Origin of the sequence: Kocuria atrinae (assembly GCF_039531425.1) — a bacterium.
In the GTDB taxonomy this organism is placed as follows: Bacteria; Actinomycetota; Actinomycetes; order Actinomycetales; family Micrococcaceae; genus Kocuria; species Kocuria atrinae.
On sequence record NZ_BAAAQA010000033.1, the window covers coordinates 61,663 to 87,077 of the forward strand.

Annotated in this window: 18 protein-coding genes, 2 tRNA genes and 1 pseudogene; 18 read left to right on the top strand and 3 right to left on the bottom strand. The window is 63.2% G+C overall.

The annotated features are described in order from the left end of the window. The first annotated feature begins 549 nt into the window (after positions 1–549). From dnaN to ABD283_RS12920, 10 genes are all read left to right on the top strand, one after another. Complete coding sequence (gene dnaN, locus ABD283_RS12875; protein WP_344225384.1) at positions 550–1,674, top strand: DNA polymerase III subunit beta; 1,125 nt, start codon at positions 550–552, stop codon at positions 1,672–1,674. 4 nt (positions 1,675–1,678) lie between these two features. Further along, positions 1,679–2,995: a DNA replication/repair protein RecF gene (gene recF / locus ABD283_RS12880; protein WP_344225385.1), complete on the top strand. Its 1,317-nt coding sequence runs from the start codon at positions 1,679–1,681 to the stop codon at positions 2,993–2,995. Then, positions 2,988–3,581: a DciA family protein gene (locus ABD283_RS12885; protein WP_344225386.1), complete on the top strand. Its 594-nt coding sequence runs from the start codon at positions 2,988–2,990 to the stop codon at positions 3,579–3,581. Before recF ends, ABD283_RS12885 begins: the two co-directional genes overlap by 8 nt. Before the next feature lie 246 nt (positions 3,582–3,827). Continuing rightward, on the top strand, positions 3,828–5,903 hold the full coding sequence (gene gyrB, locus ABD283_RS12890; protein ID WP_344225387.1) for a DNA topoisomerase (ATP-hydrolyzing) subunit B: 2,076 nt from the start codon (positions 3,828–3,830) through the stop codon (positions 5,901–5,903). 78 nt (positions 5,904–5,981) lie between these two features. Continuing rightward, a complete protein-coding gene (gyrA, locus tag ABD283_RS12895) occupies positions 5,982–8,660 on the top strand; it encodes a DNA gyrase subunit A (RefSeq protein ID WP_344225388.1) in 2,679 nt (892 codons plus the stop codon). Continuing rightward, the gene (locus tag ABD283_RS12900; protein WP_344225389.1) at positions 8,657–9,187 is read left to right on the top strand and encodes a DUF3566 domain-containing protein; all 531 of its coding nucleotides are present in this window, start codon (positions 8,657–8,659) and stop codon (positions 9,185–9,187) included. The genes gyrA and ABD283_RS12900 overlap by 4 nt, the downstream gene beginning before the upstream one ends. An 88-nt stretch (positions 9,188–9,275) precedes the next feature. Further along, positions 9,276–9,349: transfer RNA gene (locus tag ABD283_RS12905), tRNA-Ile, on the top strand. A 38-nt stretch (positions 9,350–9,387) separates the two neighbouring features. After that, the gene (locus ABD283_RS12910) at positions 9,388–9,510 is read left to right on the top strand and encodes a hypothetical protein (protein ID WP_315275654.1); all 123 of its coding nucleotides are present in this window, start codon (positions 9,388–9,390) and stop codon (positions 9,508–9,510) included. Positions 9,511–9,557: 47 nt separating this feature from the next. Continuing rightward, positions 9,558–9,630 (top strand) — tRNA-Ala (locus ABD283_RS12915). A 259-nt stretch (positions 9,631–9,889) separates the two neighbouring features. After that, positions 9,890–11,185: an Nramp family divalent metal transporter gene (locus ABD283_RS12920; protein ID WP_344225390.1), complete on the top strand. Its 1,296-nt coding sequence runs from the start codon at positions 9,890–9,892 to the stop codon at positions 11,183–11,185. A gap of 116 nt (positions 11,186–11,301) precedes the next feature. On the opposite strand, the gene ABD283_RS12925 is transcribed toward ABD283_RS12920, so the two are convergent. After that, positions 11,302–12,162, bottom strand: coding sequence for a hypothetical protein (locus ABD283_RS12925; protein WP_344225391.1), 861 nt, complete (start codon positions 12,160–12,162; stop codon positions 11,302–11,304). Between the two features lie 165 nt (positions 12,163–12,327). On the opposite strand from ABD283_RS12925, the gene ABD283_RS12930 reads away from it, so the two are divergent. The 4 genes from ABD283_RS12930 to ABD283_RS12945 all read left to right on the top strand — a co-directional run bounded on the left by ABD283_RS12930 (position 12,328) and on the right by ABD283_RS12945 (position 16,371). Beyond that, entirely contained in the window at positions 12,328–12,870 is a 543-nt protein-coding gene (locus ABD283_RS12930; RefSeq protein ID WP_344225392.1) for a peptidylprolyl isomerase, read from the top strand. 87 nt (positions 12,871–12,957) lie between these two features. Further along, complete coding sequence (locus ABD283_RS12935) at positions 12,958–13,719, top strand: rhomboid family intramembrane serine protease (RefSeq protein ID WP_344225393.1); 762 nt, start codon at positions 12,958–12,960, stop codon at positions 13,717–13,719. Between the two features lie 305 nt (positions 13,720–14,024). Further along, on the top strand, positions 14,025–15,302 hold the full coding sequence (locus tag ABD283_RS12940; protein ID WP_344225394.1) for an MFS transporter: 1,278 nt from the start codon (positions 14,025–14,027) through the stop codon (positions 15,300–15,302). A 67-nt stretch (positions 15,303–15,369) separates the two neighbouring features. Then, positions 15,370–16,371 (top strand): alpha/beta hydrolase family protein, encoded by a 1,002-nt coding sequence (locus tag ABD283_RS12945; RefSeq protein ID WP_344225395.1) that lies wholly within the window; start codon positions 15,370–15,372, stop codon positions 16,369–16,371. Here the strand turns inward: ABD283_RS12945 and ABD283_RS12950 are convergent. Beyond that, the gene (locus tag ABD283_RS12950) at positions 16,342–17,463 is read right to left on the bottom strand and encodes an alpha/beta hydrolase (RefSeq protein WP_344225396.1); all 1,122 of its coding nucleotides are present in this window, start codon (positions 17,461–17,463) and stop codon (positions 16,342–16,344) included. The two genes, ABD283_RS12945 and ABD283_RS12950, sit on opposite strands and share 30 nt — an antisense overlap. Before the next feature lie 151 nt (positions 17,464–17,614). Here ABD283_RS12950 and lysX point away from each other — a divergent pair. From lysX to ABD283_RS12970, 4 genes and pseudogenes are all read left to right on the top strand, one after another. After that, a pseudogene (lysX, locus tag ABD283_RS12955) lies at positions 17,615–20,977 on the top strand (bifunctional lysylphosphatidylglycerol synthetase/lysine--tRNA ligase LysX). A gap of 236 nt (positions 20,978–21,213) precedes the next feature. After that, positions 21,214–22,833, top strand: a complete 1,620-nt coding sequence (locus ABD283_RS12960) for an MFS transporter (protein WP_344225397.1) — start codon at positions 21,214–21,216, stop codon at positions 22,831–22,833. Between the two features lie 54 nt (positions 22,834–22,887). Further along, positions 22,888–23,571 (top strand): response regulator transcription factor, encoded by a 684-nt coding sequence (locus tag ABD283_RS12965; RefSeq protein WP_344225398.1) that lies wholly within the window; start codon positions 22,888–22,890, stop codon positions 23,569–23,571. Further along, a complete protein-coding gene (locus tag ABD283_RS12970; protein ID WP_344225399.1) occupies positions 23,568–24,992 on the top strand; it encodes a sensor histidine kinase in 1,425 nt (474 codons plus the stop codon). Before ABD283_RS12965 ends, ABD283_RS12970 begins: the two co-directional genes overlap by 4 nt. Here the strand turns inward: ABD283_RS12970 and ABD283_RS12975 are convergent. Next, positions 24,955–25,263: a hypothetical protein gene (locus ABD283_RS12975; protein ID WP_344225400.1), complete on the bottom strand. Its 309-nt coding sequence runs from the start codon at positions 25,261–25,263 to the stop codon at positions 24,955–24,957. The two genes, ABD283_RS12970 and ABD283_RS12975, sit on opposite strands and share 38 nt — an antisense overlap. Between the last annotated feature and the right edge of the window lie 152 nt (positions 25,264–25,415).

The following is a 25,415-nucleotide window of genomic DNA, read 5'->3' on the forward strand; positions in this document are numbered from 1 at the left end:
TAGTTCAGGGTCCCGGCCGATTGGTCGGGGCCCTATTTTTGTGATTCATCCACAGGTTCCCGCCGCACGGGACCAGCAACGACGCCGCTCCATGCACAGTTCTAGACGGCCGTGTGGACGGGTTGTGCACAACCTTAAATCGGTCGATGTGGAAAACTTTGTGGACAACGTCAGAGCTTCGGTGGATAACCCGACCCGAGCAGGGGACGGAGCTGTGGATCCCGCGGAATACCGCGGAAGTTGTGCACTGACCGGCCACAGACAGGCACGAAGTTAAGCACAGGACGTCAACAGGCTCGACCGGTTCAAACAGCGGAAAGCAGGCAGTTATCCACAGTTTCCACATGGGTTATTAACACTCTTACCCTTAAAGAGAAATCCACCGAATAACAAAAATCCTGCCCCCATCCCTCGGTCCACGCTCCGCTGAGAACCTGTAATTACAAGTTTCCGCACTCCACCGGAGTACTCCCGGCTCGATACTCGTGGCTCAAGGCGGATACGATGCACACGGCGAGTTACATATTTTTAGACCAAAGGGGCATTGCCGTGAAGTTCTCCGTCGAGCGCGACGTACTGGCTGAAGCAGTCACATGGACGGCACGATCTTTGTCACCACGCCCTCCGGTACCGGTGCTTTCCGGTCTGCTCATCAAGGCGGAAGGCGGATCACTGTCGATTGCCAGCTTCGACTACGAGATCTCTGCTCGTCTGACCATCAGTGCCGATGTTCAGGAAGAGGGCACCACCCTGGTCTCCGGTCGTCTGCTTGCGGACATCTGCCGTTCTTTGCCCTCGGCACCCGTTCAGGTAGAAGCCGAAGGCGGGAAGGTCACGCTCACGTGTAAGTCGTCCAAGTTCAATCTCGCCGCCATGCCGGTCGATGACTACCCTCAGCTTCCCGCGCTTCCGGAGCTGTCTGGTGTCATTGCCGGAGACGAATTCGCTCACGCCGTGGGCCAGGTCAACATCGCTGCGTCCAAGGACGACACCCTGCCCATCCTCACGGGTGTCCGCATGGAGATCGAGGGCGAGAAGATCACGCTGCTCGCCACCGACCGTTACCGCTTGGCCATGCGTGAGCTCACGTGGCGTCCTTCGGACCCCACGATCTCCACGGCCGCCCTCATCAAGGCCAAGACGTTGAACGACATCGCCAAGACACTGGGTGCTTCCGGTGACGTCAACGTGGCGCTGGCCGACAACGCCGAGTTGGTCGGTTTCGAATCCGGCGGGCGTAGGACCACCAGCCTGTTGATCGACGGCGAGTACCCCAAGATTCGCTCGCTGTTCCCGGAAAACACGCCCATCACCGCTGCCGTCAAGACCGCGGACCTGGTGGAAGCTGTCCGTCGTGTCTCCCTGGTTGCCGAGCGAAACACTCCGGTCCGGTTGGCCTTCACCCAGGGCCAGGTCGCCCTGGATGCCGGCACCGGCGAGGACGCCCAGGCCTCCGAGGTCCTGGACGCTCAGCTCAACGGTGACGACATCACCGTGGCGTTCAACCCCACGTACCTTTCCGAGGGTCTGCACGCGTTCGATTCGCAGTACGTGCGCTTCTCGTTCACCGCTCCGCCCAAGCCCGCGGTTCTGTCCGCCCAGGAAGAGCTGGACGGCGAGGACAACGTGGATTACAAGTACCTGCTGATGCCGGTGCGGTTGCCCAACCAGTGATCATGTGTTCGTAGACCACCTGTCCCTGCTGGATTTCAGGACCTACGCGAGTCTCGATTTGCCCCTGGAACGCGGGCTGACCGTATTCGTAGGTCCCAACGGCGTGGGTAAAACCAACGTGGTCGAGGCCATCGACTGGGCGGCCAACCTGTCCTCCCACCGCGTGGCCAGCGATACCCCGCTGATCAAAACGGGTTCCGAACGAGCGATCGTGCGCGTCCGGATCCGCCGGGCCACTCAGCAGACGGTCCTTGAATTCGAACTCAACGACCGCCGGGCCAACCGGGTACAGATCAACCGCGCTGCTCCGGTTCGAGCCCGGGAAGCCGTGGGTGTGCTCCACACGGTGGTGTTCTCCCCGGAAGACCTGACCTTGGTCAAGGGCGATCCTGGGCACCGCCGGAAGTTCCTGGACGACCTGGCCACGTCCATGCGTCCGGTGTTGGCGGCCGCTCGCAGCGATTACGAACGGGCTCTGAAACAACGCAACGCGCTGCTGAAGTCTGCTCGTTACTCGCGTCAGCTGTCGGATTCTCACCAGGCCACCTTGACCGTGTGGAACGACCAATTGGCTCGCGCCGGGGCCGCGGTCATGGGTGCACGGTTACAGCTGCTCAAGGCGTTGGAACCGGAAGTGGACCGGGCTTATCAGCAGCTCACCGACGGGTCCAAGCACGTAGGACTGCACTACGAGTGTTCGTCCTTGGACCCCTCTGCAGACGTCGCAGCCCTGGAACACTTCTCCGTGCAGGATCTTTACGAGCTGATGCTCCAGGCCTTCGAAAGAGTCGCACAACAGGAGCAGGAACGCGGGATCACCCTGGTGGGGCCGCACCGGGATGACATGGTGATTTCCCTGGGAGACACCCCGGCCAAGGGTTACGCCTCCCACGGTGAGACATGGTCCACGGCCTTGGCCTTGCGGTTGGGGTCCTGGTACGTCCATGTGGCGGACGATCCCAGCGAGGGTGCGGCGCCCGTGCTGATTCTCGATGATGTGTTTGCGGAACTGGACGCGCGGCGCAGGCAGAAACTGGCCTTGCTGGTCCAACAGGCCGAGCAGGTTCTGGTGACCGCTGCGGTGGACGAGGACCTTCCCGACGCGTTGCGCGAGAATCCCCACCGGGTGGTCCGTGTAAGCCCCGGCCAGGTCGAGGTCACGGATTCGACGACGGCGCTCGAGCAGGTCCCGGGCGAACAGTCACCTTCCGAGGATCTGCCCGCTCCCCAGGTCGACGAGGAACGCGACCTTTCCGCAGGGGAACGCGATGCGACGTCGTCGTCGGTTCAGGACCCACGAGACCAGGGTGAGCATGGCTGATCCGGCCCGGGAAGACGTTGTCGATGCAGCCGCCTCTGCCCTGCAGCGGGTGCGCCGCGCCGCCCAGGAGCGCGGCGACTCGCGACTGTCCAAAGCGGCGGCTGCCAAGAACATGAAGTTCTTCGGGCAAGCCATGGAGGACGGCACCGGATCGCCGGCGCTCAAGCAGCGCTACAACCGGCCCGTGGATGCTCGGCAGATGGGTGGATATTCGGGGCCCGGCAAGTCCGCGCGGGATCCGCGGAAACTGGGCAATATCGTGGACTCGCTGATTGCTCACCGGGGGTGGAAGACCCCGGTGAACGTCAGCAGCGTGCTCGCGGACTGGGCCTCGTTGGTGGGGGCGCGCAATGCAGAACACACGTGGCCCGAGAGTTTCGAGGACACCGTGGTGCGCGTACGGTGCGATTCCACCGCGTACGCCACCCAGCTGCGACTCATGCAGTCGCAGATCCTGCGGACCTTTGCGGATCGGCTGGGCGAGGGCATCGTGACCAAGCTCGAGATTCACGGACCCGTGGGGCCCAGCTGGAAGAAGGGTCGATGGACCGTACAGGGCCGCGGACCCCGCGATACCTACGGATAACACGGTTACATCTGACGGATGAGGCTGTAGATGCCGGAAATCTCGGAATGACCCCCGGCTCATGTGGTCCCCCAGCAGATCGACCCCTCGGGGCGTCTGCGGGCCGTTGAGCGCTTTATCCGGTAGAATTGCGGTACAAGATCTTTTCGCCCCGCCAGCCGATGAGCCGCGCGCCGTCTCATCGGCTGTATTTATGTGGGCCGACCAATCGATCTACGTCGATTATGCAGGAGGACCGGAGACCCCGTGGCTACAGAGGATCCCCTACAGCACGAATACGGTGCCAGCGATATCACCGTTCTGGAAGGCCTGGAGGCCGTCAGGAAACGTCCGGGGATGTACATCGGTTCAACCGGACCTCGCGGGCTGCACCACCTGGTGTATGAGGTGGTCGACAACTCGGTCGATGAGGCACTCGCCGGCTACTGCGATCACATCGAGATCACGCTTCAGGCGGACGGCGGCGTGCGCGTCACCGACAACGGTCGCGGTATCCCCGTGGACATGCACCCCAGCGAGGGCAAGCCCACCGTAGAGGTGGTCATGACCATCCTGCACGCCGGCGGTAAGTTCGGTGGCGGCGGGTATGCGGTTTCCGGTGGTCTGCACGGTGTGGGCATCTCCGTGGTGAATGCCCTGTCCGCACGCGTGAAGACCGTGGTGCGTCGTCAGGGCTATGCGTGGCGCATGGACTTCGCCAACGGCGGTATCCCGCAGGGCAAGCTCCAAAAGGGCGAGGCCACCGAAGAAACCGGCACTACGCAGACGTTCTACCCGGACCCCGAGATCTTCGAGAGCGTTGATTTCGATTTCGAGACGCTGCGTGCCCGTTTCCAGCAGATGGCCTTCCTGAACAAGGGCCTGCGCATCACGCTCACGGACGAGCGTCAGAAGGACGAGACCGGCGAGGAAATTGCCGGCGCTGAGGCCAAGGTTTCCGAAGAGGAGCCGGTCGAGGGCCAGGATGGCGGCACCGTCAACGCGGTGAACGGCGAGACCCACACCAACGCCAACGGTGACCTGCAGGTGGTGTACAAGTACGACAACGGCCTGTTGGACTACGTGACCTTCCTGAACTCTTCCAAGAAGGCGGATCTGATCCACAACGACGTCATTGCGTTGGAAGTGGAAGACGAAGACAAGCAGATGTCGTTGGAGTTGGCCCTGCAGTGGACCACCTCGTTCACCGAGTCGGTGCACACCTACGCCAACACCATCAACACCCACGAGGGCGGCACCCACGAAGAGGGCTTCCGCTCGGCTCTGACCACGTTGATCAACCGTTACGCGCGTGAGAACAAGTTGCTACGCGACAAGGACGAAAACCTCACCGGTGACGACGTCCGTGAGGGTTTGACCGCCGTGGTTTCCATCAAGCTGGGCGAACCCCAGTTCGAGGGCCAGACCAAGACCAAGCTGGGCAACTCCGAGGCCAAGACCTTCGTGCAGCGTGAGATGTTCGACCTCTTCGGAGACTGGCTCGAGCGCAACCCGAACTCGGCCAAGGACATCATCCGCAAGGCGGTCTACGCGTCACAGGCCCGCATGGCTGCGCGTAAGGCCCGTGAGACCACGCGCCGCAAGGGCCTGCTGGAGTCCGGTGGTATGCCGGGCAAGCTCAAGGACTGCTCGTCCAAGGACCCCACGCTGTCCGAGATCTACATCGTAGAGGGTGACTCCGCGGGAGGCTCGGCGGTGCAGGGTCGCGATCCCGCCCACCAGGCCATCCTGCCGTTGCGCGGAAAGATCCTGAACGTGGAGCGCGCTCGCCTGGATCGTGCACTGTCCAACGCCGAGGTGCAGTCCATGATCACCGCGTTCGGCGCGGGCATCGGCGATGACTTCGACATCGAGAAGGCCCGCTACCACAAGATCGTGCTCATGGCCGATGCGGACGTGGACGGCCAGCACATCACCACGCTGCTGCTCACGCTGTTGTTCCGGTTCATGCGCCCGCTCATCGAGCACGGTTACGTGTACCTGGCTCAGCCGCCGCTGTACCGCATCAAGTGGTCCAACGCCCCCCACGATTACGTGTTCTCGGATGCCGAGCGTGACGAGGCCGTGGCCAAGGGCATGGCCAACAACCGTCGCCTGCCCAAGGACAACGGCATCCAGCGTTACAAGGGTCTGGGCGAGATGGACTACACCGAGCTGTGGGAGACCACCATGGACCCCGAGCACCGCACGCTGTTGCAGGTCACCATGGACGACGCCGCTGCGGCGGACCAGGTGTTCTCGGTGCTCATGGGCGAGGACGTGGAGTCCCGCCGAGAATTCATCCAGCAGAACGCCAAAGACATTCGGTTCCTCGACATCTAGAACATGTCGTCTGCCGCATATTCCATATGAGGCACGAATGTTGAACTGTGGGATCTGAGAAGAAACGGATAGCAACGAATGAGTGACGAGACTCCGGACGGAAACGTCCCGGTCGACCCCGAGAACTCGACCGAGCTCGAAACAAACGAGGGCGCCGTCGTCGTGAGCAGCGGCGACCACGTGGAGCAGGTTGACCTGCAGACCGAGATGCAGCGCTCGTACCTTGATTACGCCATGGCCGTGATCGTGGGCCGTGCGCTGCCGGACGTGCGCGACGGATTGAAGCCCGTGCACCGCCGCGTGATCTACACAATGTTCGACGGCGGTTACCGCCCCGAGCGTTCGTTCAACAAGTGCGCGCGCGTGGTGGGTGACGTGATGGGTAACTACCACCCGCACGGTGACTCCGCGATTTACGACGCCCTGGTGCGCCTGATCCAGAGCTGGATCATGCGGTACCCGCTCGCGCTCGGCCAGGGCAACTTCGGTTCGCCCGGTAACGACGGCGCTGCGGCACCGCGTTACACCGAGACCAAGATGGCACCGCTGGCCATGGAGATGGTCCGGGACATCCACGAGGACACCGTGGACTTCCAGGACAACTACGACGGCAAGCAGCAAGAACCCACCGTTCTACCGGCACGCTTCCCCAACCTGCTGGTCAACGGTTCCTCCGGCATTGCCGTGGGTATGGCCACCAACATTCCGCCGCACAACCTGCGGGAAGTGGCGGACGGTGTGCAGTGGTACCTGCAGAACCCCACGGTGGATCGCGAGACCCTGCTCGAAGAACTCATCAAGCGCGTCAAGGGTCCGGACTTCCCCACGGGTGCCCAGATCCTGGGGCACAAGGGCATCGAGGATGCCTACCGCACCGGTCGCGGTTCCATCACCATGCGGGCTGTGGTCAACGTGGAGGAGATCCACGGTCGCACGTGCCTGGTGGTCACCGAGCTGCCGTACCAGGTGAACCCGGACAACCTTGCCGTGAAGATCGCCGATCTCGTCAAGGATGGCCGCGTGCAAGGCATCGCGGACATGCGTGACGAAACCTCCGGTCGTACCGGTCAGCGTTTGGTGATCGTGCTCAAGCGCGATGCCGTTCCCAAGGTGGTCCTGAACAACCTCTACAAGCACACCCAGCTGCAGGAGAACTTCTCCGCGAACATGCTGGCGCTCGTGGACGGTGTGCCGCGTACCCTGTCCCTGGATGCGTTCGTGCATCACTGGGTCACGCACCAGATGGAAGTCATCGTGCGTCGCACCCGGTACCGCCTCAAGCAGGCCGAGGAAGAAGCACACATTCTGCGCGGCCTCCTCAAGGCGCTCGACGCACTGGATGAGGTCATCGCCTTGATCCGCCGTTCTCCCACCGTGGAGGAAGCTCGTAACGGGCTCATGGAGCTGCTCGACATCGACGAGGCCCAGGCCCAGGCGATCCTCAACATGCAGCTGCGCCGCTTGGCAGCCCTGGAACGTCAGAAGATCCAGGACCGCCACGCGGAGCTCGAGCGTTTGATTGCCGAGTACCAGGCGATCATCGCCTCCGAGGACCGCCAGCGTGAGATCATCTCCGAAGAACTCGCGGACATCGTCAACCACTACGGTGACGATCGCCGCAGCGAGATCCTGTTCGGCTACGACGGCGACATGTCCATGGAAGACCTCATTCCCGAAGAGGAAGTGGTCGTCACCATCACCCGCGACGGATACGTCAAGCGCACGCGCTCGGACGAGTACCGCTCGCAGCACCGTGGTGGCCGCGGCATCAAGGGCGCCCAGCTGCGCGGCGGTGACGTGGTGGAGCACTTCTTTGTCACCACCACGCACAACTGGATCCTGTTCTTCACCACGTTCGGTCGCGTGTACCGCGCCAAGGCGTACGAGCTGGTCGAGGCCGGCCGCGACGCCAAGGGGCAGCACGTGGCCAACCTGCTGGAGTTCCAGCCGGACGAGCGGATCGCCCAGGTCATGCAGTTGCGCACGTATCAGGATGCTCCGTACCTGGTGCTGGCTACCCGCCGCGGCCTGGTCAAGAAATCGCGCCTGTCCGACTACGACACCAACCGCACCGCCGGCGTGATCGCCATCAACCTGCGTGATGACGACGAGCTGGTCTCGGCCATGCTCGCCACTCCCGAAGACGACATCATGATGATTTCGCACCTCGGCCAGTCGTTGCGGTTCACCGCCGACGACGCCGCGCTGCGTCCCATGGGCCGGGCGACGTCCGGCGTGACCGGCATGAAGTTCCGCGACGGTGACGAACTCCTGTCCGCCAACGTGGTCACCGATGACGCCTACGTTTTCGTGGTGACCGAGGGCGGCTACGCCAAGCGCACCGCGGTCATCGAATACCGTGTGCAGGGTCGTGGCGGTCTGGGCATCAAGGTGGCCAAGCTCGCCGATGATCGCGGCGGATTGGTCGGTGGCCTGATCGTGGGCGAAGTGGACGAGGTCCTCGTGGTCATGTCCGCGGGCAAGGTGGTCCGTTCCAACGTGGCCGAAGTACCCGCTCGCGGTCGCGACACCATGGGCGTGATCTTCGCCAAGCCGGGCCCCTCCGATCACATCGTGGGTGTTGCTCACAACGCCGAACGCGAGATCGAGAAAAAGGTTGATTCCGAGGTCGAGGAGGGCGGCGACGTCGTCCCCGAAGAAGCTCAGGAAGATGCCGCGGACCAGGGCATTGATGTCGAGGCAACCTCGGACGATGCAGTAGCGTTGGAAAACAACGACAACGGAGGTGAAGCATGAGCGCAAGCTCAGCCTCAAAGGGCGCCAAGCCCGCGAAGAACTCTTCGGTGAGTCCCGCCAAGGGCGGAACCAAAACCGCAGAGAAGAAGCAGGCTACGCCCGCTGCTAAGAAGCCGCAGAACCAGCAGGGCAACAAGGGTCTGGTTCGTCCAGCGCCTCGCGCCAAGGTGCGCCGCGCGCGGCTCGTGGTGTCCAAGGTCGACACCTGGTCGGTGCTCAAGCTGGCTTTCTTGCTCTCCGTTGCGCTGGGCATCATCACGGTCGTGGCATCGCTGGTGCTGTGGCTCGTGCTGAACCTCACCGGACTGTTCGACGGCATCAACGAGATGCTGTCGATGCTCGGCGGCAACGCCGGCGGTACGGACGTCAAGGAATTCCTGTCCTTGGGTAACGTGGCGCTGTTCGCAACGATCATCTCCGTGGTCAACGTGATTCTGCTGACCGCACTGTCCGTGCTGGGCGCGCTGTTGTACAACATCGCGGCCGCACTGATCGGCGGTATCGGGGTGACCCTGACCGACGACTGATCGGTCCACGATTTGGCGCCGGGGAAAACCTCCGGTAAAGTTTCAGCTCGGTCAACCAAGAAGTTAGCTTGTTGGTCGACCGTGCTACGGGCGTATAGCTCAGACGGTTAGAGCGCTTCGCTGATAACGAAGAGGTCCCAGGTTCAATTCCTGGTACGCCCACTCACTGAGTTCACGAGTAAAATCGTGTGGAGGTAGCGATGAAGGCACGAATCGCAGCATTGGCTGCACTCGCTGGCCTGTCCGTCGCAGCTTTCAAAGCTTGGCGTGAGGCGGAAGCCAAACGCGAAGCATGGGACTCAGCTGTGGATCCCGTCGACTGACACAGTCAGGGATCTGGCCCACCGGCAGGTGAGCCGCAATTGAATAAGGGGCCTTAGCTCAGTTGGTAGAGCGCCGCCTTTGCAAGGCGGATGTCAGGAGTTCGAATCTCCTAGGCTCCACAGTCAAAACCTCCGGGTTCCTGTCGCGACAGGAACCCGGAGGTTTTTTGTGTGCTGATGATGCGGGTTGATCGCCGGTGTGCCCGCTGATCGGTATGCCGTGGCCCAGGAAGGCAACTGGGCGGTGTGGGCGGGCGAAACATTGAACAACCTGTCTGCCACAGTTGTGTGTCAATCCCTCCCAACAGTTAACGCGTGAAATACTGACGAACAATTGCTGTGACCCCCCTCATGATTGCCAAGTCAGTGGAGTAGCCGAATGCGCGATAAAACACCTTTTCTGCCGGACCCGTCGGTAAATCCGAATGAGCAGCTGGAACGGGTCAAGAAGTGGCGGATCGTCGGCCCCGGCCTGGTGGTCGCTGCCACCGGTGTGGGTGCCGCGGACATGGTCGCGACCCTGACCGCTGGTTCGCGCTACGGCTACACGCTGCTGTGGGCGGTCATCGTGGGCACCATCATGAAGATCGTTCTGGTGGAGGGCGCGGGCCGATACTCGCTGTCCAGTGGCCGCACGATTTTCGAGGGCTGGCGCTCACTGGGCCGCTGGACGTCGTGGTACTTCGGTCCGTACATCCTCATTTGGGGCTTCGTGTACGGCGCGACCGCCATGTCCTCGTCCGCGCTCCCGCTGGCCGCCCTGTTCCCATTCCTGCCACTGTGGGCCTGGGCCATCATGATGGGTCTGATCGGCTTTGGCATTGTGTGGATGGGGCGTTACGCGGCGGTCGAGAAGGTCACCGCGGCCATGGTGGGCATCATGTTCCTGGTCATGGTGGGTCTGGCGATCATCACGCTGCCCAACATCCCGGAAATGCTCAAGGGTTTGATTCCGGTGATCCCGCAGGGCGGCGTGGTCTACACGCTTGCGCTGGCCGGAGGCGTGGGCGGCACGATTACGTTGGCGGCCTACGGCTACTGGCTGCGCGAGAAGGGCTGGCATCAGCCGCGCTGGATGCGCGTCATGCAGCTGGACAACGCGGTCGCATATACCATTACCGGCATCTTTGTCCTGGCCATGCTGGTCGTGGGCGCTGAGGTTCTCTACTCCGCCGGCTACGCCATCAGCGCCGGCGACCGCGGTCTGCTCGACCTCGATGCCGTGCTGCGCGAACGCTACGGCGATGTGATCGGCGTGATCTTCTTGGTCGGCTTCTGGGCGGCGTCCTTCTCGTCCGTGGTGGGCGTGTGGTCCGGTGTCTCGCTCATGTTCGCCGATTACTGGGGCAATATCCGTAACCGCCCCAAGGACCACCCGGACACCCGCAACGGCGGAAAGTACTTCAAGTTCTACCTGCTGTGGCTCACGTTCCCGCCCATGCTGTTGCTGCTGCTGGACCGCCCAGTGTTCCTGATCCTGCTGTACGGCGTGCTGGGCGCACTGTTCATGCCGTTCCTGGCCGTGACCCTGCTGGGCCTGCTCAACACCTCACGCACGCCCAAGAACTGGCGTAACGGCATGTTCACCAACTCGGTGCTCGTGATCTGCGCGGTACTGTTCGGCGTTCTGGGCATCTACCAGGTGTGGGACACCGTCTCCGGGGTTCTCACCTAAGGCCCGAGTTCGGGCTCGAGATAAATCCCAGGCCCTTAAACGACGACGCCGCCGGCGCCCCTTCTCGGGGCCCGGCGGCGTCGGTGCGTTTCTAGCTAGCGCGAAGCCGGCTCAGATCACTTGTTGTCTTCGGGCTTGGAACCCTTGATCTGTTCCTTGACCTCGTTGACGGTCTGCTTGGCGTCCTCTGCCACGGACTTGGCGCCGTCGGATGCACGGTGCGCAGCCTGGGCGGAGGTGCCCTGCTCGTTCACGGACGAGGTGGGATCCTTGACGTCGTCAACCTTGGCACCCTGGCCGGCGGCCACGGTGGTGGAGTTGTTGACCGGGGAAGCGGACACGCGCGGAGACGTGGTGGCCGGGGTCTTCCAGGGATCCTGAACCGGACGGGAAGCGCGCCATGCGGCAACGCCTGCCACTGCACCGGCAGCGATCAGGCCGAGGACCAGCAGGCCCTTGTTGCCACCCTGTGCCTTCTTCTGCTTCTTGGCGTACTCCTTGGCGGAGTTGCGAGCAGCCTTCTGGATACGCTTGACGGTCTTCTTGTCACCGGTGAGCTTGGTGACCAGAGCGTCGAACTGATCCGAGGTGTCTGCATCCGCAACCTTTGCTGCGAGAGCGGCCACGGCGCCGTCGTACTTGCCCTGGGCAGCAGCTCGGCCCTTGGCGGTGTTCTTGGCGGCCTTGGCTGCCAACGGTGCAGCAGCGGCTGCGCCTGCGGCGGCAGCCTTCTCGCTGCGAGCCTTCACGGTGCCGCCCAGCTCGGAAGCCTTACCCAGGCCCTCCTGGACGTACGGGCCGGAGGACTGAACACCGGTGGCCAGGGCGGAAGCGCCCGTCTCGACACCCTGCTGCAGCTTGGTGCCCAAGTGACCGATCTCGTTGGACAGCCATGCGCCGGCGTCCACGACCTTTGCTTCGGCACCCTTCTGCGCCAGCTTGGCCTTCTTTTGGCTCTTGCTCTTGAACAAGCTCATAACGTGTCCCTCCTGAAGTAGTGACATTAAAAAGCTCCACAATCAGCATACGGGCTTATTAGTAGCTCAGGAGGGCCCAATCAGCGGATTCACGGGCTTTTCACTGTGCGCTGAACGCCTCCCCGCGCCCCTGACGCCCCCGCGGGAGCGTGCCACAATGACAATATGACTGCTATTGCAACACACAAGGCGACCATCCACACCAACTACGGCGACATTGTGGTGGAACTCTTCGGTAACCACGCACCCAAGACCGTGAAGAATTTCGTTGGTTTGTCGGACGGAACCCAGGAATGGGCCGATCCCCGCACCGGCGAGAAGCAGGACGGTCCCCTGTACAAGGACGTCGTGTTCCACCGCATCATCAAGGACTTCATGATCCAGGGCGGTGACCCGCTGGGTCAGGGTATCGGCGGCCCCGGTTACAACTTTGACGACGAGATCCACCCGGAACTCAACTTCAACGCTCCCTACATGTTGGCTATGGCCAACGCGGGTCTGCGTAACGGCCGCGGCACCAACGGTTCCCAGTTCTTCATCACCACCGCACCCACCACGTGGCTGCAGGGCAAGCACACCATCTTCGGTGAGGTTGCCGATGAGGATTCCAAGAAGGTCGTGGACGAGCTCAACAACGTTCGCACCGGTGGCCAGGACCGCCCCGTGGAGGATGCAGTAATCACCTCCATCGACATCGAGCAGCTCTGACCTCGATAGTTTTTTCGTAGACAAGGCCCACCCGTTGACCGGGTGGGCTTTGTTGTATCTATGACCAGTGAATATGCGGGAGCAGACATGAACGAGAATCCTCGAGAGAACCCGAACGACGGGCCAGGTCCGTGGGGCGGCCGGCCCGTTCCTGCCCCGCAGTACGGTCAGTACATCTCAGGCTCCAACGGGGGCGCCGGCGGGCCCCACCAGGGCGGCCCGCACGATCCGACCCGCGGCCCACAGCCGCCGCAGCGGCATGGTGGCCCCGGGATGCAACGCCGACGCCGCGGGGGCGGCATGCCCGTTTCCTGGACCATCATCGGCGTGTGCGTGGCCGTGTGGGGTCTGCAGTGGCTGGTCTACGCCATCACCCCCTACAACCTGGCATCCATCCTGGGTTATGCACCGGTGCTCACCACATCCGAGCCATGGCGCATGCTCACCTCCGGGTTCGTGCACTCCATGCCCTCGCCCATCCACTTGTTGCTGAACATGTACACGCTCTACCTGTTCGGCCGGATGCTTGAGCCCCTGCTCGGATCCTGGCGGATGCTCGTCCTGTTCATCCTGTCCGTGCTCGGTGGTTCCCTGGGCGTGCTGCTGCTGGGACAGCCCAACGTGTTGGTGATCGGAGCCTCCGGCGGCGTCTTCGGACTGTTCGGTGCCCTGTTCATCTTCATGCGTCACTTCAAGCGCAGCATCACGCCCATCGTGGTGCTCATCGTGATCAACCTGGCGTTCGGCTTCCTGGTGGGCGGCATTGCCTGGCAAGCACACGTGGGCGGTCTGATCGTGGGCGGTCTTGTGTCCTTGGCCATGCTGCCGGGACTGCGCAATCGCGGCTGAACCGAGTTGTCCACAGGGGTTGTCCACACCTGTTAACAACTTACAAACGTGTAATTCCACAGCTGTGAACAACCCTGTGGATACCGGCATCGCGGGGCGCAGGGACCCTGTGGAGTACATGTTGTTCGGGATATGCACAATGTTCTCCACACCTGTGGATAACTTTCGTACACGGGCTGGGGAGAATGACAAGTTCTGGTGAATCTCGCCACAAGTAGTTCACGGGGCGAATAAAAACCGGCACCCTGGTAGACGCGCCGCACTACTCCGCGCGCAAAATCCGGCCCTCGAAAGGTTCTTCCCGCATGCCCCAAATGACTCCCGCCCGCCGCAGGTTCGCCCTGTTCGCACTTGCCCTGGGTGGATTCGGCATCGGGTGCACGGAGTTCGTCTCCATGGGGCTGCTGCCGCAGATCGCACAGGACATGCTGGGAGAGACGTACACGGCCTCTCCCGAGCAGGGCATTGCTCAGGCTGGCTGGTTGATCAGCGCCTACGCGCTGGGTGTCGTGGTGGGCGCACCTCTGATTTCCGTCCTGGTGGCTCGCGCGTCTCGGACCACCATGCTTCTGGTCATGGCGGTCGCGCTGCTGGTGGGTAACGTGGCCTCCGCAGTGGCTCCCGAATTCGAAACGCTGATGGTCATGCGATTCCTGGCGGGCCTGCCGCACGGTGCGTACTTCGGTCTGGCGTCGCTGGTCGCCGCGGACGTGATGGGCCCGGGTAATCAGGCCAAGGGAGTTGCCTTGGCGTTGTCCGGATTGACCGTGGCCAACGTGGTGGGTGTTCCCACCATGACGGCGCTGGGTCAGGCCTTCGGCTGGCGTGCGGCATATGTTGCCGTGGCCGTGGTGTTCCTGGTGACTTTGGCGGCCCTGTGGTTCACGGTTCCCTCTCAGCGCCCCATTGTTGGTTCCAGCCGCAGGGGGGAAATGGCTGCGCTGCGCTACGGGCAGGTGTGGATCGTCATGGGTGTTGCCGCCATTGGCTTCGGCGGCTTCTTCGCGATCTTCAGCTACCTCACCCAGATGAGCCGCGAACTCGCGCACCTGCCCGGTGGTGCCGTTCCGTGGTTGCTGGCAACCGTGGGCATCGGTATGACGGTGGGCAACATTGCCGGTGGCATCAGCGCGGACCGCTACCCCAAGCAATCCATGATGGTCGGTTTCCCGGTGCTCGCACTCGTCATGCTGGCCGTGTGGGCTCTCGTCGGTAACCCCGTGGGGATCTTTGTGGCCGGGCTGGCCATGGGTCTGGCCAACTCGTTCGTCATGCCGTCCATCCAGAGCTGGCTCATTGATGCCGCCGGGGACGCGCGTTTGTTGGGTGCCTCGTTGAACCACTCGGCCTTCAACGTGGCCAACTCGATTGGTGCCGTGCTGGGTGGCGCGGTGATTTCCGCGGGCTTCGGTTACCGCTCGCCGGCACTCGTGGCCTGCGCCCTGGTGATCGTGGGTGGTCTGCTTGCGCTTTACGGGGCCAAGCGGCAGAAAGGCTTGGCGCGGCGTCGTATCGAGATCGGTGACGACCTGGACGCACCGCACTCGAGCACCGAACACGCAACGTACGCACCCACCCCATAACCGCGTACGGACGCCGCGGCCGGGGATCTGTACCGTGGAGTGAGGTCAATGAGATTCGGGGGATGATGTGACCGACAACCGCACCGGCATCGACAGGCGTTCCTTGTTTCGTGGTGCCCTGGGTATGACCGTTCTGGGCGCGGGCGCGGTGTTGGCAGGCTGCGGGGCTGCGGAAAAGCTCGGCGTGACCACCGAATTCAAGACCACCGGCCCGTACGGGGTGTCCGAACTGCAACGCATTGCCTACGGTTCGGATGAGAGTACTCAGTACGGGATGCTTGCGGTCCCGGTTGAGGACAACGGTGAGCCGGCCCGCGAGAAGGTTCCCGTGGTGGTGATGATCCACGGCGGCAGCTGGGAAGACGCCTCGGACATGTCGTACATGACGGACATCGGTACGGATCTCGTCTCCTATGGGATTGCCGTGTGGTCCATCGCCTACCGCGGCACCATTCATCCCGACCAGAGAGATCGCGGCCCCGCACGCGCGGGCTGGCCGGCGGCCGGGCACGACGTCGCCGCGGGAGTTGATTTCGTCCCTCGCCTCACGGAGCACTCGCCGGTCGAGCTCGACGGAGAGCGGGTCGTGCTGCTCGGGCACAGCGCCGGCGGACACTTGGCCACGTGGGCGGCGTCGCGATCGCAACTCGAGAAGGGCCAGGTCGGTGCGGAGCCCATTGTGGAGCCGGTGGGGTGCGTGTCCATGGCGGGGGTGTACGACCTGGACAGTGCATTCCGCGAGGATGCGAATGACCGAGTGGGAACTCTCATGGGTGGTGCCCCGGACGAGGAACCAGAAAGGTACGAGGAAGCCTCCCCCCGCGAGCTGTTGCCCATCGGTGTTCCCGTGATCGCATGTTCGGGTGGTGAGGACGAACTCATACCCGCGCACCAGGCCGAGGACTACGTTGCGGCCGCCAAGGACCAGGGGGACCCTGCAGAGCTCACTGTGGTGGACGACGCGGACCACAATGCGTGGACCGTGCTCGAGCACCCGGCGTGGGCGGAGGCTCGAGGGCACGTGCTGCGCCTGGCCGGTCTACGAGTGCGGAGCCGCGAAATACGGTGACACCTGGCCGAGCCATTGAAGAGAAGGCTCGATCTGTGCCGTCCACAGGGGAACTCTGTGGCCCCCGGTCTGGGACGTATTAACAACCAGTCCCGTGGGATCTTTCACCGTTTCCTTGAATTTCTCTACCGCTTTGATAGCCGGGGTATCTTCACCACCGGTGAAGAACCAGATGTTTACATCGGGATTATTCTTTTCGACTACTTTGCCCAGGTCATACCCTGCGGGGTCTGCGGTCACCCATTCTTGACCTTTACTGTAATCCGGAGCGAAATAGCCGGCCAAGTTAATGCTGTTTCCCCAGATGTCCGGATGGCGCACGGTGAACATGGACGAGCACCAGCCACCCGCGCTGTAACCGAAGGTCGACCACGCCTGCGGGTCCTGGGAAACCCGTAGGTTCTCGCGGACCCACGAGACGACGTCCCGGCTGACGAACGTCTCGTACTTCCCGTGATTGCCGTCCACACATTCGGTGTCGTGATTACCGGGAAAGACATCAGGGATCACCACAATGGGCTCTCGCACGGCAGAGTCACGCACCGCAGCTTTAATATGTTGATCGAAATTCATGGATTTGCTGTACGTGTTCACGCTCCCTGGAAATCCTGTGAAGGCCGTGATTACAGGAAATGCACGATCTTTCTCGGTGAAGTACGACGGGGGTAACCACACAGTAACTTGCTGTGTGACGTGTGATTCCTTGCCCTTCAGCTCAAAATGCGCCCATTGCCCGCCGGTTGCGGTGGGATCCATCTGAGCGCCGATACCCCTGCTGCCCCGCGGGTCCAGTTGGGTGCTGGTGAACGGCGCGTGGGGTAGCTCGGCCGCAGCCGCGTCGGATGGAACGGCGAGGCCGGCGGTTTGGGTGGCGACCGACCCGCCATCCCCTCCGGTGACCAGGTCACCCCAGTTGCCGTACCACTGGTTGTCGTTGTTGAGCTTGAGGAAGATAACCAACAGGGTCAGAACCGTGACCAGCAGGATCGACGTGAACTGGATGATGTATCTGGACGCGCCGGGTTTCCGATACCGCGGTACGAGAAACACGGCCACGAAAAGTACAACCGCCGCTAATGTGACGGCGATCATGAAAACTGGCCAGCCTGTTAATTCAAAAAACTCATATCGTGACTCTTCTCTTGGATATTTCATACCGTGGTCGGATGTCGCCCGATGCCCACAAGAAATACAAATAGAGTGTCGCCGATGCACACATAGTAATTCGAAGAGAGTCGATTGAATGACCAAAAAGTCAAACGGCAGGAAGTTGACAGCTGGCGCCCAGCTAACGGGGGATTCCGGACACCGTGACTTTCTGCTGCCCACTCCGGCTCAAGAACGGGGCGCGCGCATCCTCACGTGGGTGTTCGCCATAGCCACACTGCTGGGGCTCATCCTCACTGTCATGCAATGGATGGCCGTCATTTCCCCGGTGCCGTACATGGTGCTCGGGGCGCTGAACCTGCCTGTCTCGCCGTCGTTGGCCTCGGTTGCACTGTTGGCTTTGGTCACCGGGGCCTTAATCCGTCGGAAGCGGATTGCGCTGACCATGGTCGCGGTACTGCAGATCTTGGGGGTCCTCGGATCCGCGCTGAACCTATGGGCGACAGTTGCGATCGGACCTGAGGAGGCCTTGTCGGACCGCACCGCAATGGCCTTCTTCGCGGTGGACGTGACCGCGCTCGTGGTGGGCGTGGTCGTGTTGATGTTGGCCTGGTGGATGCGATCGGCCTTCCCCGGCCGCACCAGGGCCAGGAGTACAGTTTCGGCGATCATCACGCTCTCGGTGGGCGCTCTGATCACGGTCGTATTGACCCACGTGATCCTGCTGATTGCCACGGAGTCGGCCAGTGATGACGGCCGGGTGTTGCTGGATGCAATTAATCGGGGTCTGGGGATCTACACACCCAACCCGCAATTCAGATACCAGGTGCCTGAATGGCTGCCCGGACTGGTGTCGGTGCTGCTCGCGCTCACCGTGGTAACGGCGGTGTTCATGTTCTTGCGGTCCAGTTCCAAAGAGACCACGTGGTCACCGGACCAGGAAGTCGCGTTGCGCACCCTGCTCGCCCAGTACGGGGGCCAGGATTCGCTGGAATACTTCGCCACCCGGCGCGACAAGAACGCGGTGTTCTCCCCGGATGGTCGCGCGGCCATCACCTACCGGGTGGTGGGTCAGGTGTGTCTTGCCTCCGGCGATCCCGTGGGGGACCGAGCAAGTTGGCCCGTGGCGGTCAAAACCTGGCTGAGTCGGGCCCGTTACTACGGCTGGACTCCGGCGGTGACCTCCGCCTCCGCTGAAGGCGCCCGCACGTTCGCGGCCGCCGGGTTGGGTGTTCTGGTGATGGGGGACGAGGCCATCCTTCACCCGGACCGTTTCTCACTGGCCAATTCATCCATGACCAACGTGCGCCGCGCGGTTCGCCATGCACGGCAGAGAGGTCTGGAAGTGGAGGTCGTCCGTCACGACGCGCTGTCCGCGGAAGCCCTCGCAGAATTGGGCGTACTCGCTGATCAGTGGCGCGGGGACGAGCCGGACCGAGGCTTCTCCATGGCTTTGAATCGCTGGGGCGATCCCGCTGACGGGGGATGCACCGCGGTGGTGGCCCGTGACGAACACGGTCAGGTCAAGGGAATGTTGTCCTTCGTGCCATGGGGGCGGCGCGGTCTGTCCTTGGACGTGATGCGTCGCTCCCCGGATGCCCCCAACGGCACCACGGAGCTGATGGTGTCCGAACTCATGTCCTACGGGGCCGCCCATGGAATTCGCGAGGTGTCCCTGAACTTTGCAATGCTCCGCGGTGTTTTCGCAGATGCCGAAGAGCTCGGTGCCGGGGTCATCACACGCTTCAACTCATCAGTGCTGGGGTTCTTGGATCGGTTCTTCCAGCTCGAGAGCCTCTACCGCTCCAACGCCAAGTACCTCCCCGAGTGGTCCCCGCGCTACGCGTGCTTCGACAGTGCGCTCTCTCTCCCGCGCATGGCTTCGACCACCGCGCAGGTCGAAGGGTTCCTGCCCTCACCTTTCGTGCGTCGCGCACCCGATCGTCACCTTGACGACGCCGCTCTGGCCGCCATTGCCGCGCTCGGTCACGAACCGCAGCTCACGCGTGAGCTCGCTCCGCGGCGCTCGCAGCAAACACGCCACCGCTTGCGTCATGCCCGAGCGCTTGCCGAAGCGGGGATCGCCCCGTATCCGGTCGGGCTGACACCTGCGGGGTCCGTGGCCCAACTGGTGGCTGAGCGGGAGGCGGGCGGAGCGGCGTCGTCGTCCGTTCGTGTGAGCGGGCGGATCCGCAGGCTTCGTGACCACGGTGGTGTGCTGTTCATGGACCTCACGGACGCGGGCCGGACCGTGCAGGTGCTGCTGGACCGCGAGCGCATGGACGAAACGTGGGACGTGCTGGGCGCGAACTTGGACTCCGGTGACCTGGTGGTCGTGGACGGTCACTGGGGAGCGTCGCGCAACGGCACCGAATCCGTGATCGCGCGGCAGCTGACCATGGCGTCCAAGGCGTTGCAACCGATTCCGTGGAACAGTTTCGAGGACCCGGAGGCGCGGCTGCGTAAGCGCTCGACCGATCTGCTGGTGCATCCCGGAAAGCTGGAACTGCTGAAACAGCGCTCGCTGACCCTGGAAACGGTGCGGGGCTTTCTCACCGGCCAGGGATTCCGCGAGGTCGAGACTCCGGTGCTCAATACGGTGCACGGAGGGGCGTCCGCCAGGCCGTTCAAGACGTTCATCAACGCGTACGGGATGGATCTGTCGCTGCGGATCGCGCCCGAGCTGTATTTGAAGCGGCTATTGGTCGCGGGGTCCGGGCCGATCTTCGAGATCTCCCGCAATTTTCGCAATGAGGGCGCGGATGCCACGCACAACCCGGAGTTCACCTCGCTCGAGGCCTACCTGCCCTACTCGGACTACACGGTCATGCGGTAGCTCACGGAGGGGCTCATCAAGCAGGTGGCCGTGGCGTTGCACGGATCCGCGGTCCTTCCGCTCAGGGATGTCCGCGACCCTCATGCGGCACCGGTGCTGACGGATGTGTCCGGTCCGTGGCCGGTGGTGACCGTGACCGAGGCCGTCAGCCGAGTGGTGGGGCGGGACGTGAGTATCCACACGAATTTCGAGACCTTGCTGAGCATCGCCGCCGAGCACGATGTGGAGATCGGCCCCGGCATGGGGCCCGGTGCGGTGCTGGAGGAGCTGTACGGGGAGCTGGTGGAGCCGCAGACCATCGAGCCCACGTTCTACTGGGATTTCCCCCTGGAGACCTCGCCGCTGACCGCGCCCCACCGAACGGAGGAAGGGCTCGTGGAACGCTGGGACCTGGTGGCCAACGGCATGGAGCTGGGCACCGCGTACTCGGAGATGACCGATCCCGTAGAACAGCGCGATCGTCTGACCGAACAGTCCCTCAAGGCTGCCGCCGGGGATGTTGAGGCCATGGAGGTGGACGAGGACTTCCTCTACGCACTGGAGACCGGCATGCCGCCGGCCGGTGGTCTCGGTATCGGTCTGGACCGACTCGTCATGCTCATGACGGACACCACCATCCGCGACGTCCTGTCCTTCCCATTCGTGCGGCCGCAGAAGAATTAAAGCGTGGCGCGGAGCCGAGTGGAATGAACTCTCAGCTCCGTGCGTTGCTGTTTCCTGGGAGAAAGCCGCCGTGCCGGGCGTCGTGTCGGACACAGGCCCGCGCGCGACTTTCCCCGGCCGGGCGTGAAGTCCCGGAGTCGCCGGCGCATGGTGCCGACACGCTTCTTCTGCGGTGAACAAGGTTTGGGAAACACAGTTCACCCGCCGGCCACGACAGAAAGACTTTCGACCACACCATGGGCCGCCACTCCTCCTCTGATACACCCGCCCACGACAACCACGCTTCAGCTTCCTCCTCGCGCGACGGGGCTGCTTCCGCCTCGGCTTCCGGCTCTGCTGGTACCGCCGGCCAAGCATCTGAGGACCGCGCAGCTCGGGGCACCGACCAGCCGGACCCGCGCCGCTGGCGCATCCTGGCCGTCCTGCTCGTGGCAATCTTCATGTCTTTGGTGGGCGTGAGCATCCTCAACGTGGGCCTGCCCTCCATTCAGGAAGGCTTGGGCGCGAGTCAGTCCCAATTGCAGTGGGTTCTCTCCGGCTACGCATTGACCTTTGGCGTGGTGCTCGTGGCGGCCGGGCGTGCCGGAGACATCTTTGGGCGAGGGTTCATGTTCATCGCGGGCGTGGCGGTGTTCACCGTGGCGTCCGTGGCGGCGGGATTGGCCAGTGATGCCACCACCCTTACGGTGGCGCGCTTCGTGCAGGGCCTGGGGTCCGGGTTGCTCAACCCGCAGGGCATCGGCATGATCCAGCAGTACTTCCGCGGAGCCGAACGCGGTAAGGCCTACGGGATGTTCGGCAGCATGGTGGGAATCTCCGTGGGCGTGGGGCCGCTGTTGGGTGGCCTGCTCATCCAGATCGGTGGTGTGAGCGAGGGGTGGCGCTGGATCTTCCTGGTCAACGTTCCCGTGGGCATTCTGGCCCTGATCCTGGCGTTCATGTGGTTCCCCAAGCCCTTGTTCCAGCGCACGCGCGGGCAGAGTCTGGGGAGGACACTGCGGGAGCTGGACCCCGTGGGCGCCGTAATCCTGGGACTGGCCATCTTGGCGTTGCTGTTGCCGTTCATGGAGGCCCGCGCGGCAGCCTCCGCGTGGGTGTGGGCCCTGTTGCCCGTGGGTCTCGTCCTGCTGGGTGGCTGGGCAGTGTGGGAGAAGAAGCACAAGCAGAGCGGGCACAGTCCCATGGTGGATCTATCGATCTTCCGCGTGCGTAGCTTCCTGCACGGGTCGGTCCTGATCGGTCTGTACTTCTTGGGCATCACCAGCATCTGGGTGCTCGTGGCCCAGTACATGCAGGAGGGGCTGGGTCACACCGCCTTGGCGAGCGGGATGATCGGACTACCCAATGCGGTGGCCAGTGCCGTGGCCTCCAACTGGGCCGGTCGGCATGTGCTGCGCCTGGGGCGCAAGGTCGTGGTCGCCGGTATGGCCAGCGTGCTGGTAGGTCTTTCACTCAGTGTCCTGGTCATCCAGCTGCGCGAACACGGGTTGGTCAGCGAATGGTGGCTGTTGGCCACCCTGGCGTTCGTGGGTCTGGGGCAGGGCGCTGTGGTCAGCCCCAACCAAACCCTCACACTGGCGGAGGTGCCCATGGAATACGCCGGGAGTTCCGGGGGCATTATGCAGACGGGCCAGCGCATCGGTACCTCGATGGGTATCGCCATGATCACCGCGGTCGCGTTCAGCGTGTTGGCCCACACGGACTGGGGACAGGCCATCACCGCGGGCTTCGCCGCCACGGCGCTGGCGGTCATCGCGGCGCTGATCGTGGCCGTGGTGGACATGCGCTACCGCGCCCGGTCGAATGGGCAACGAACCAGCACCGGGCCGGCACCCGCCGCTCCGTCAACGGACTGACCGGCGTACCGTGGTGGCCAAGCGGCACGGATATGAACTGACGAAGGAATTGATATGCGATTGCTGATCGTCGATGACGAGGTGGACCTCTCGGAGTCGCTGCGCCGTGGCCTCACCAACGAGGGATTCGTGGTGGACGTGGCCAACGACGGCATTACCGGCGCGTGGCTGGCCCAGGAGAACCCGTACGACGTGATCGTGCTGGACCTCATGCTGCCCGGCAAGAACGGGTACACGATCCTCAAGGAGATCCGCGCGGCCAAGAACTGGACTCCCGTACTGATGCTGACGGCCAAGGACGGCGAGTACGACGAGGCGGACGCCTTCGACCTGGGCGCCGACGACTACCTGACCAAGCCCTTCAGCTTCATGGTCCTGGTGGCCCGGTTGCGGGCGCTCATGCGCCGCGGCGCCCCCGAGCGGCCGGTCAACATCACCGTGGGCACCCTGGAAATGGACCCGGCCCGGCACAAGGTCACCCGCGGGGACACGGTGATCGAATTGACCGCCAAGGAGTACGTGATCCTGCAATACCTCATGCAGAACGCGGACACCGTGGTGTCCAAACTGCAGATCATGGACAACGCGTGGGATGCCGCCTTCGAGGGATCCGAGAACATCGTGGAGGTCTACGTGGGATATCTGCGCAAGAAGATTGACGTGCCCTTTGGCCTCAACACATTGCAGACGGTGCGCGGTATGGGCTATCGACTGGTTGCGGATACCCCTGCCGCATGAGCGTGATGGGCGTTCGCAGACGGTGGGGCGTGCGGCGGAAAACCACCGCTGCCGCGGCACTGCTCATGATCGTGGTGCTGCTACTGGCCGGTTTGCTGTTGCTGGAAGTACTCAAACGCAACATTGTCTCCACCGCCCACGATCAAGCGGTCACCAGTCAGCAGCAAGTTCTCTCGCGACTGGTGGACGGCCAACAGACACCCGAGAACCGGGTGATCTATGTGTGGTCCCAGGCGGACCCCGCAGAGCTGCTCCGGGCGGTGGGTCAGCCGGGTGTTCTGGTTCAACTCACCGATCAAGAGGGCGAGGTGGTGGCCTCCTCACCGGCAATGGCCGGGGACATTGATTTGGACTCACCGGCACTCACCCCGGGTGACACGTTCGAATCACGCATGGACAACGAAGCTCCGCTGCGGATTCCCAACGATTTTGTATATGTCTCCGAAGGCATAGTGGTCAACAACGAACCGCACACGCTGGTCGTTGCCGTTCCCGTGAACCTGCAAACCAGCTCCCTCACCGTGGTCGCGGTTTTCGTGCTGGTAGTAGGCCCGCTACTCGTCATCCTGGGGGCGCTGACCATGTGGTGGCTTACCGGCCGTTCCCTGCGACCGGTTCGCCGCATCACCGATCAGGTGCGCACCATTGGCGGTGCCAATCTGGACGAGCGCGTGGATGTTCCGCCCACCCGCGACGAGATCGCCCAGCTGGCCTCCACCATGAACGCAATGCTGGACCGACTGCAGGCCTCGGATCGCGCCCAACGGCGCTTTGTGGCCGACGCGTCCCACGAGCTGCGCTCGCCGTTGGCCACGCTGTCCACCACCCTGGACGTGGCCCGCAGTGATCCCTCCGGAGAGACGTGGAAGGAACTGTCCCCGGTGCTCGTCTCCCAATCCCAGCGCATGGGTCAGCTCGTGCAGGACCTCCTCACCCTCGCCCGCGCGGACGACGCCGGTCTGGACATGCGCGTTGCCGACACCGACATGGACGAGGTGGTGTCGGACGAGATCGCCCGGATCCGACCCGCACTGGACCAGGAACTGACGGTCTACATCGAACCCGTACGGTTGCGCGCGGACGCCTCCAAGCTGCAGCACGTGGTGCGGAATCTGCTGTCCAACGCGGGTCGCCATGCTGAGTCGCTGATCGAGGTGCGGTTGAGCACGACCGAGACGAACGCGGTGCTCACCGTGATCAACAACGGCGATACGATTGCCCCCGCAGATCAGAACAAGGTCTTCGAACGGTTCGTCCGCCTGGACGCTTCACGAGCCCGGGACACCGGTGGATCCGGATTGGGCCTGGCCATCAGCCGCGAGATCGTGCTCGCACACGGTGGCACCATCGCGGTCGATGAGGACACACACGGTCGCTGCCGCTTTACGGTGACCCTGCCCCTCCCACAGGATGCTCAGTAGCCTCCACGGTGCGCGCCAATAGCCGCTCACTCGTCATGAACACGAGAGCAGCGGAAGCCACCGCGATGATGCGCGGAATGACCTCGCCCAGCAGATCCCGGGTGATGACGTCCGGGAGCAGCCACGTACACAGGGCCGACACCGAGAAATAGGCCACCACGGCCGCAACGAACACCAGGATCCTGGCCGGGGTGGCGACGCCCTCGAAGAATTCGGGGCGGGAGTGATCGCGCTCGCCTCGCACGAGTCCCATGAAGGACTTGATCGGCACAATCCACTCCTTCGGTCCGCTCGGTGACTTATTGATTACCTCTGACGTCCTAATCTACCCCGGGGTAGGTCGCTCTGACATGGCCGAATGGCCAGTCTTCCTGGGCTTTTGCCATCGACACGGACGACGCCGCTCGGGTACCTTGCGCAGGC

What these genes read in the sequence shown, in the direction of transcription:
- ABD283_RS12885 (WP_344225386.1), top strand. Translation starts at nt 2,988, where the DNA reads ATGGCTGATCCGGCCCGGGAAGACGTTGTCGATGCAGCCGCCTCTGCC.
- gyrA (WP_344225388.1), top strand. Translation starts at nt 5,982, where the DNA reads ATGAGTGACGAGACTCCGGACGGAAACGTCCCGGTCGACCCCGAGAAC.
- ABD283_RS12900 (WP_344225389.1), top strand. Translation starts at nt 8,657, where the DNA reads ATGAGCGCAAGCTCAGCCTCAAAGGGCGCCAAGCCCGCGAAGAACTCT.
- ABD283_RS12910 (WP_315275654.1), top strand. Translation starts at nt 9,388, where the DNA reads ATGAAGGCACGAATCGCAGCATTGGCTGCACTCGCTGGCCTGTCCGTC.
- ABD283_RS12920 (WP_344225390.1), top strand. Translation starts at nt 9,890, where the DNA reads ATGCGCGATAAAACACCTTTTCTGCCGGACCCGTCGGTAAATCCGAAT.
- ABD283_RS12925 (WP_344225391.1), bottom strand. Translation starts at nt 12,162, where the DNA reads ATGAGCTTGTTCAAGAGCAAGAGCCAAAAGAAGGCCAAGCTGGCGCAG.
- ABD283_RS12930 (WP_344225392.1), top strand. Translation starts at nt 12,328, where the DNA reads ATGACTGCTATTGCAACACACAAGGCGACCATCCACACCAACTACGGC.
- ABD283_RS12935 (WP_344225393.1), top strand. Translation starts at nt 12,958, where the DNA reads ATGAACGAGAATCCTCGAGAGAACCCGAACGACGGGCCAGGTCCGTGG.
- ABD283_RS12940 (WP_344225394.1), top strand. Translation starts at nt 14,025, where the DNA reads ATGCCCCAAATGACTCCCGCCCGCCGCAGGTTCGCCCTGTTCGCACTT.
- ABD283_RS12950 (WP_344225396.1), bottom strand. Translation starts at nt 17,463, where the DNA reads ATGATCGCCGTCACATTAGCGGCGGTTGTACTTTTCGTGGCCGTGTTT.
- ABD283_RS12960 (WP_344225397.1), top strand. Translation starts at nt 21,214, where the DNA reads ATGGGCCGCCACTCCTCCTCTGATACACCCGCCCACGACAACCACGCT.
- ABD283_RS12965 (WP_344225398.1), top strand. Translation starts at nt 22,888, where the DNA reads ATGCGATTGCTGATCGTCGATGACGAGGTGGACCTCTCGGAGTCGCTG.
- ABD283_RS12970 (WP_344225399.1), top strand. Translation starts at nt 23,568, where the DNA reads ATGAGCGTGATGGGCGTTCGCAGACGGTGGGGCGTGCGGCGGAAAACC.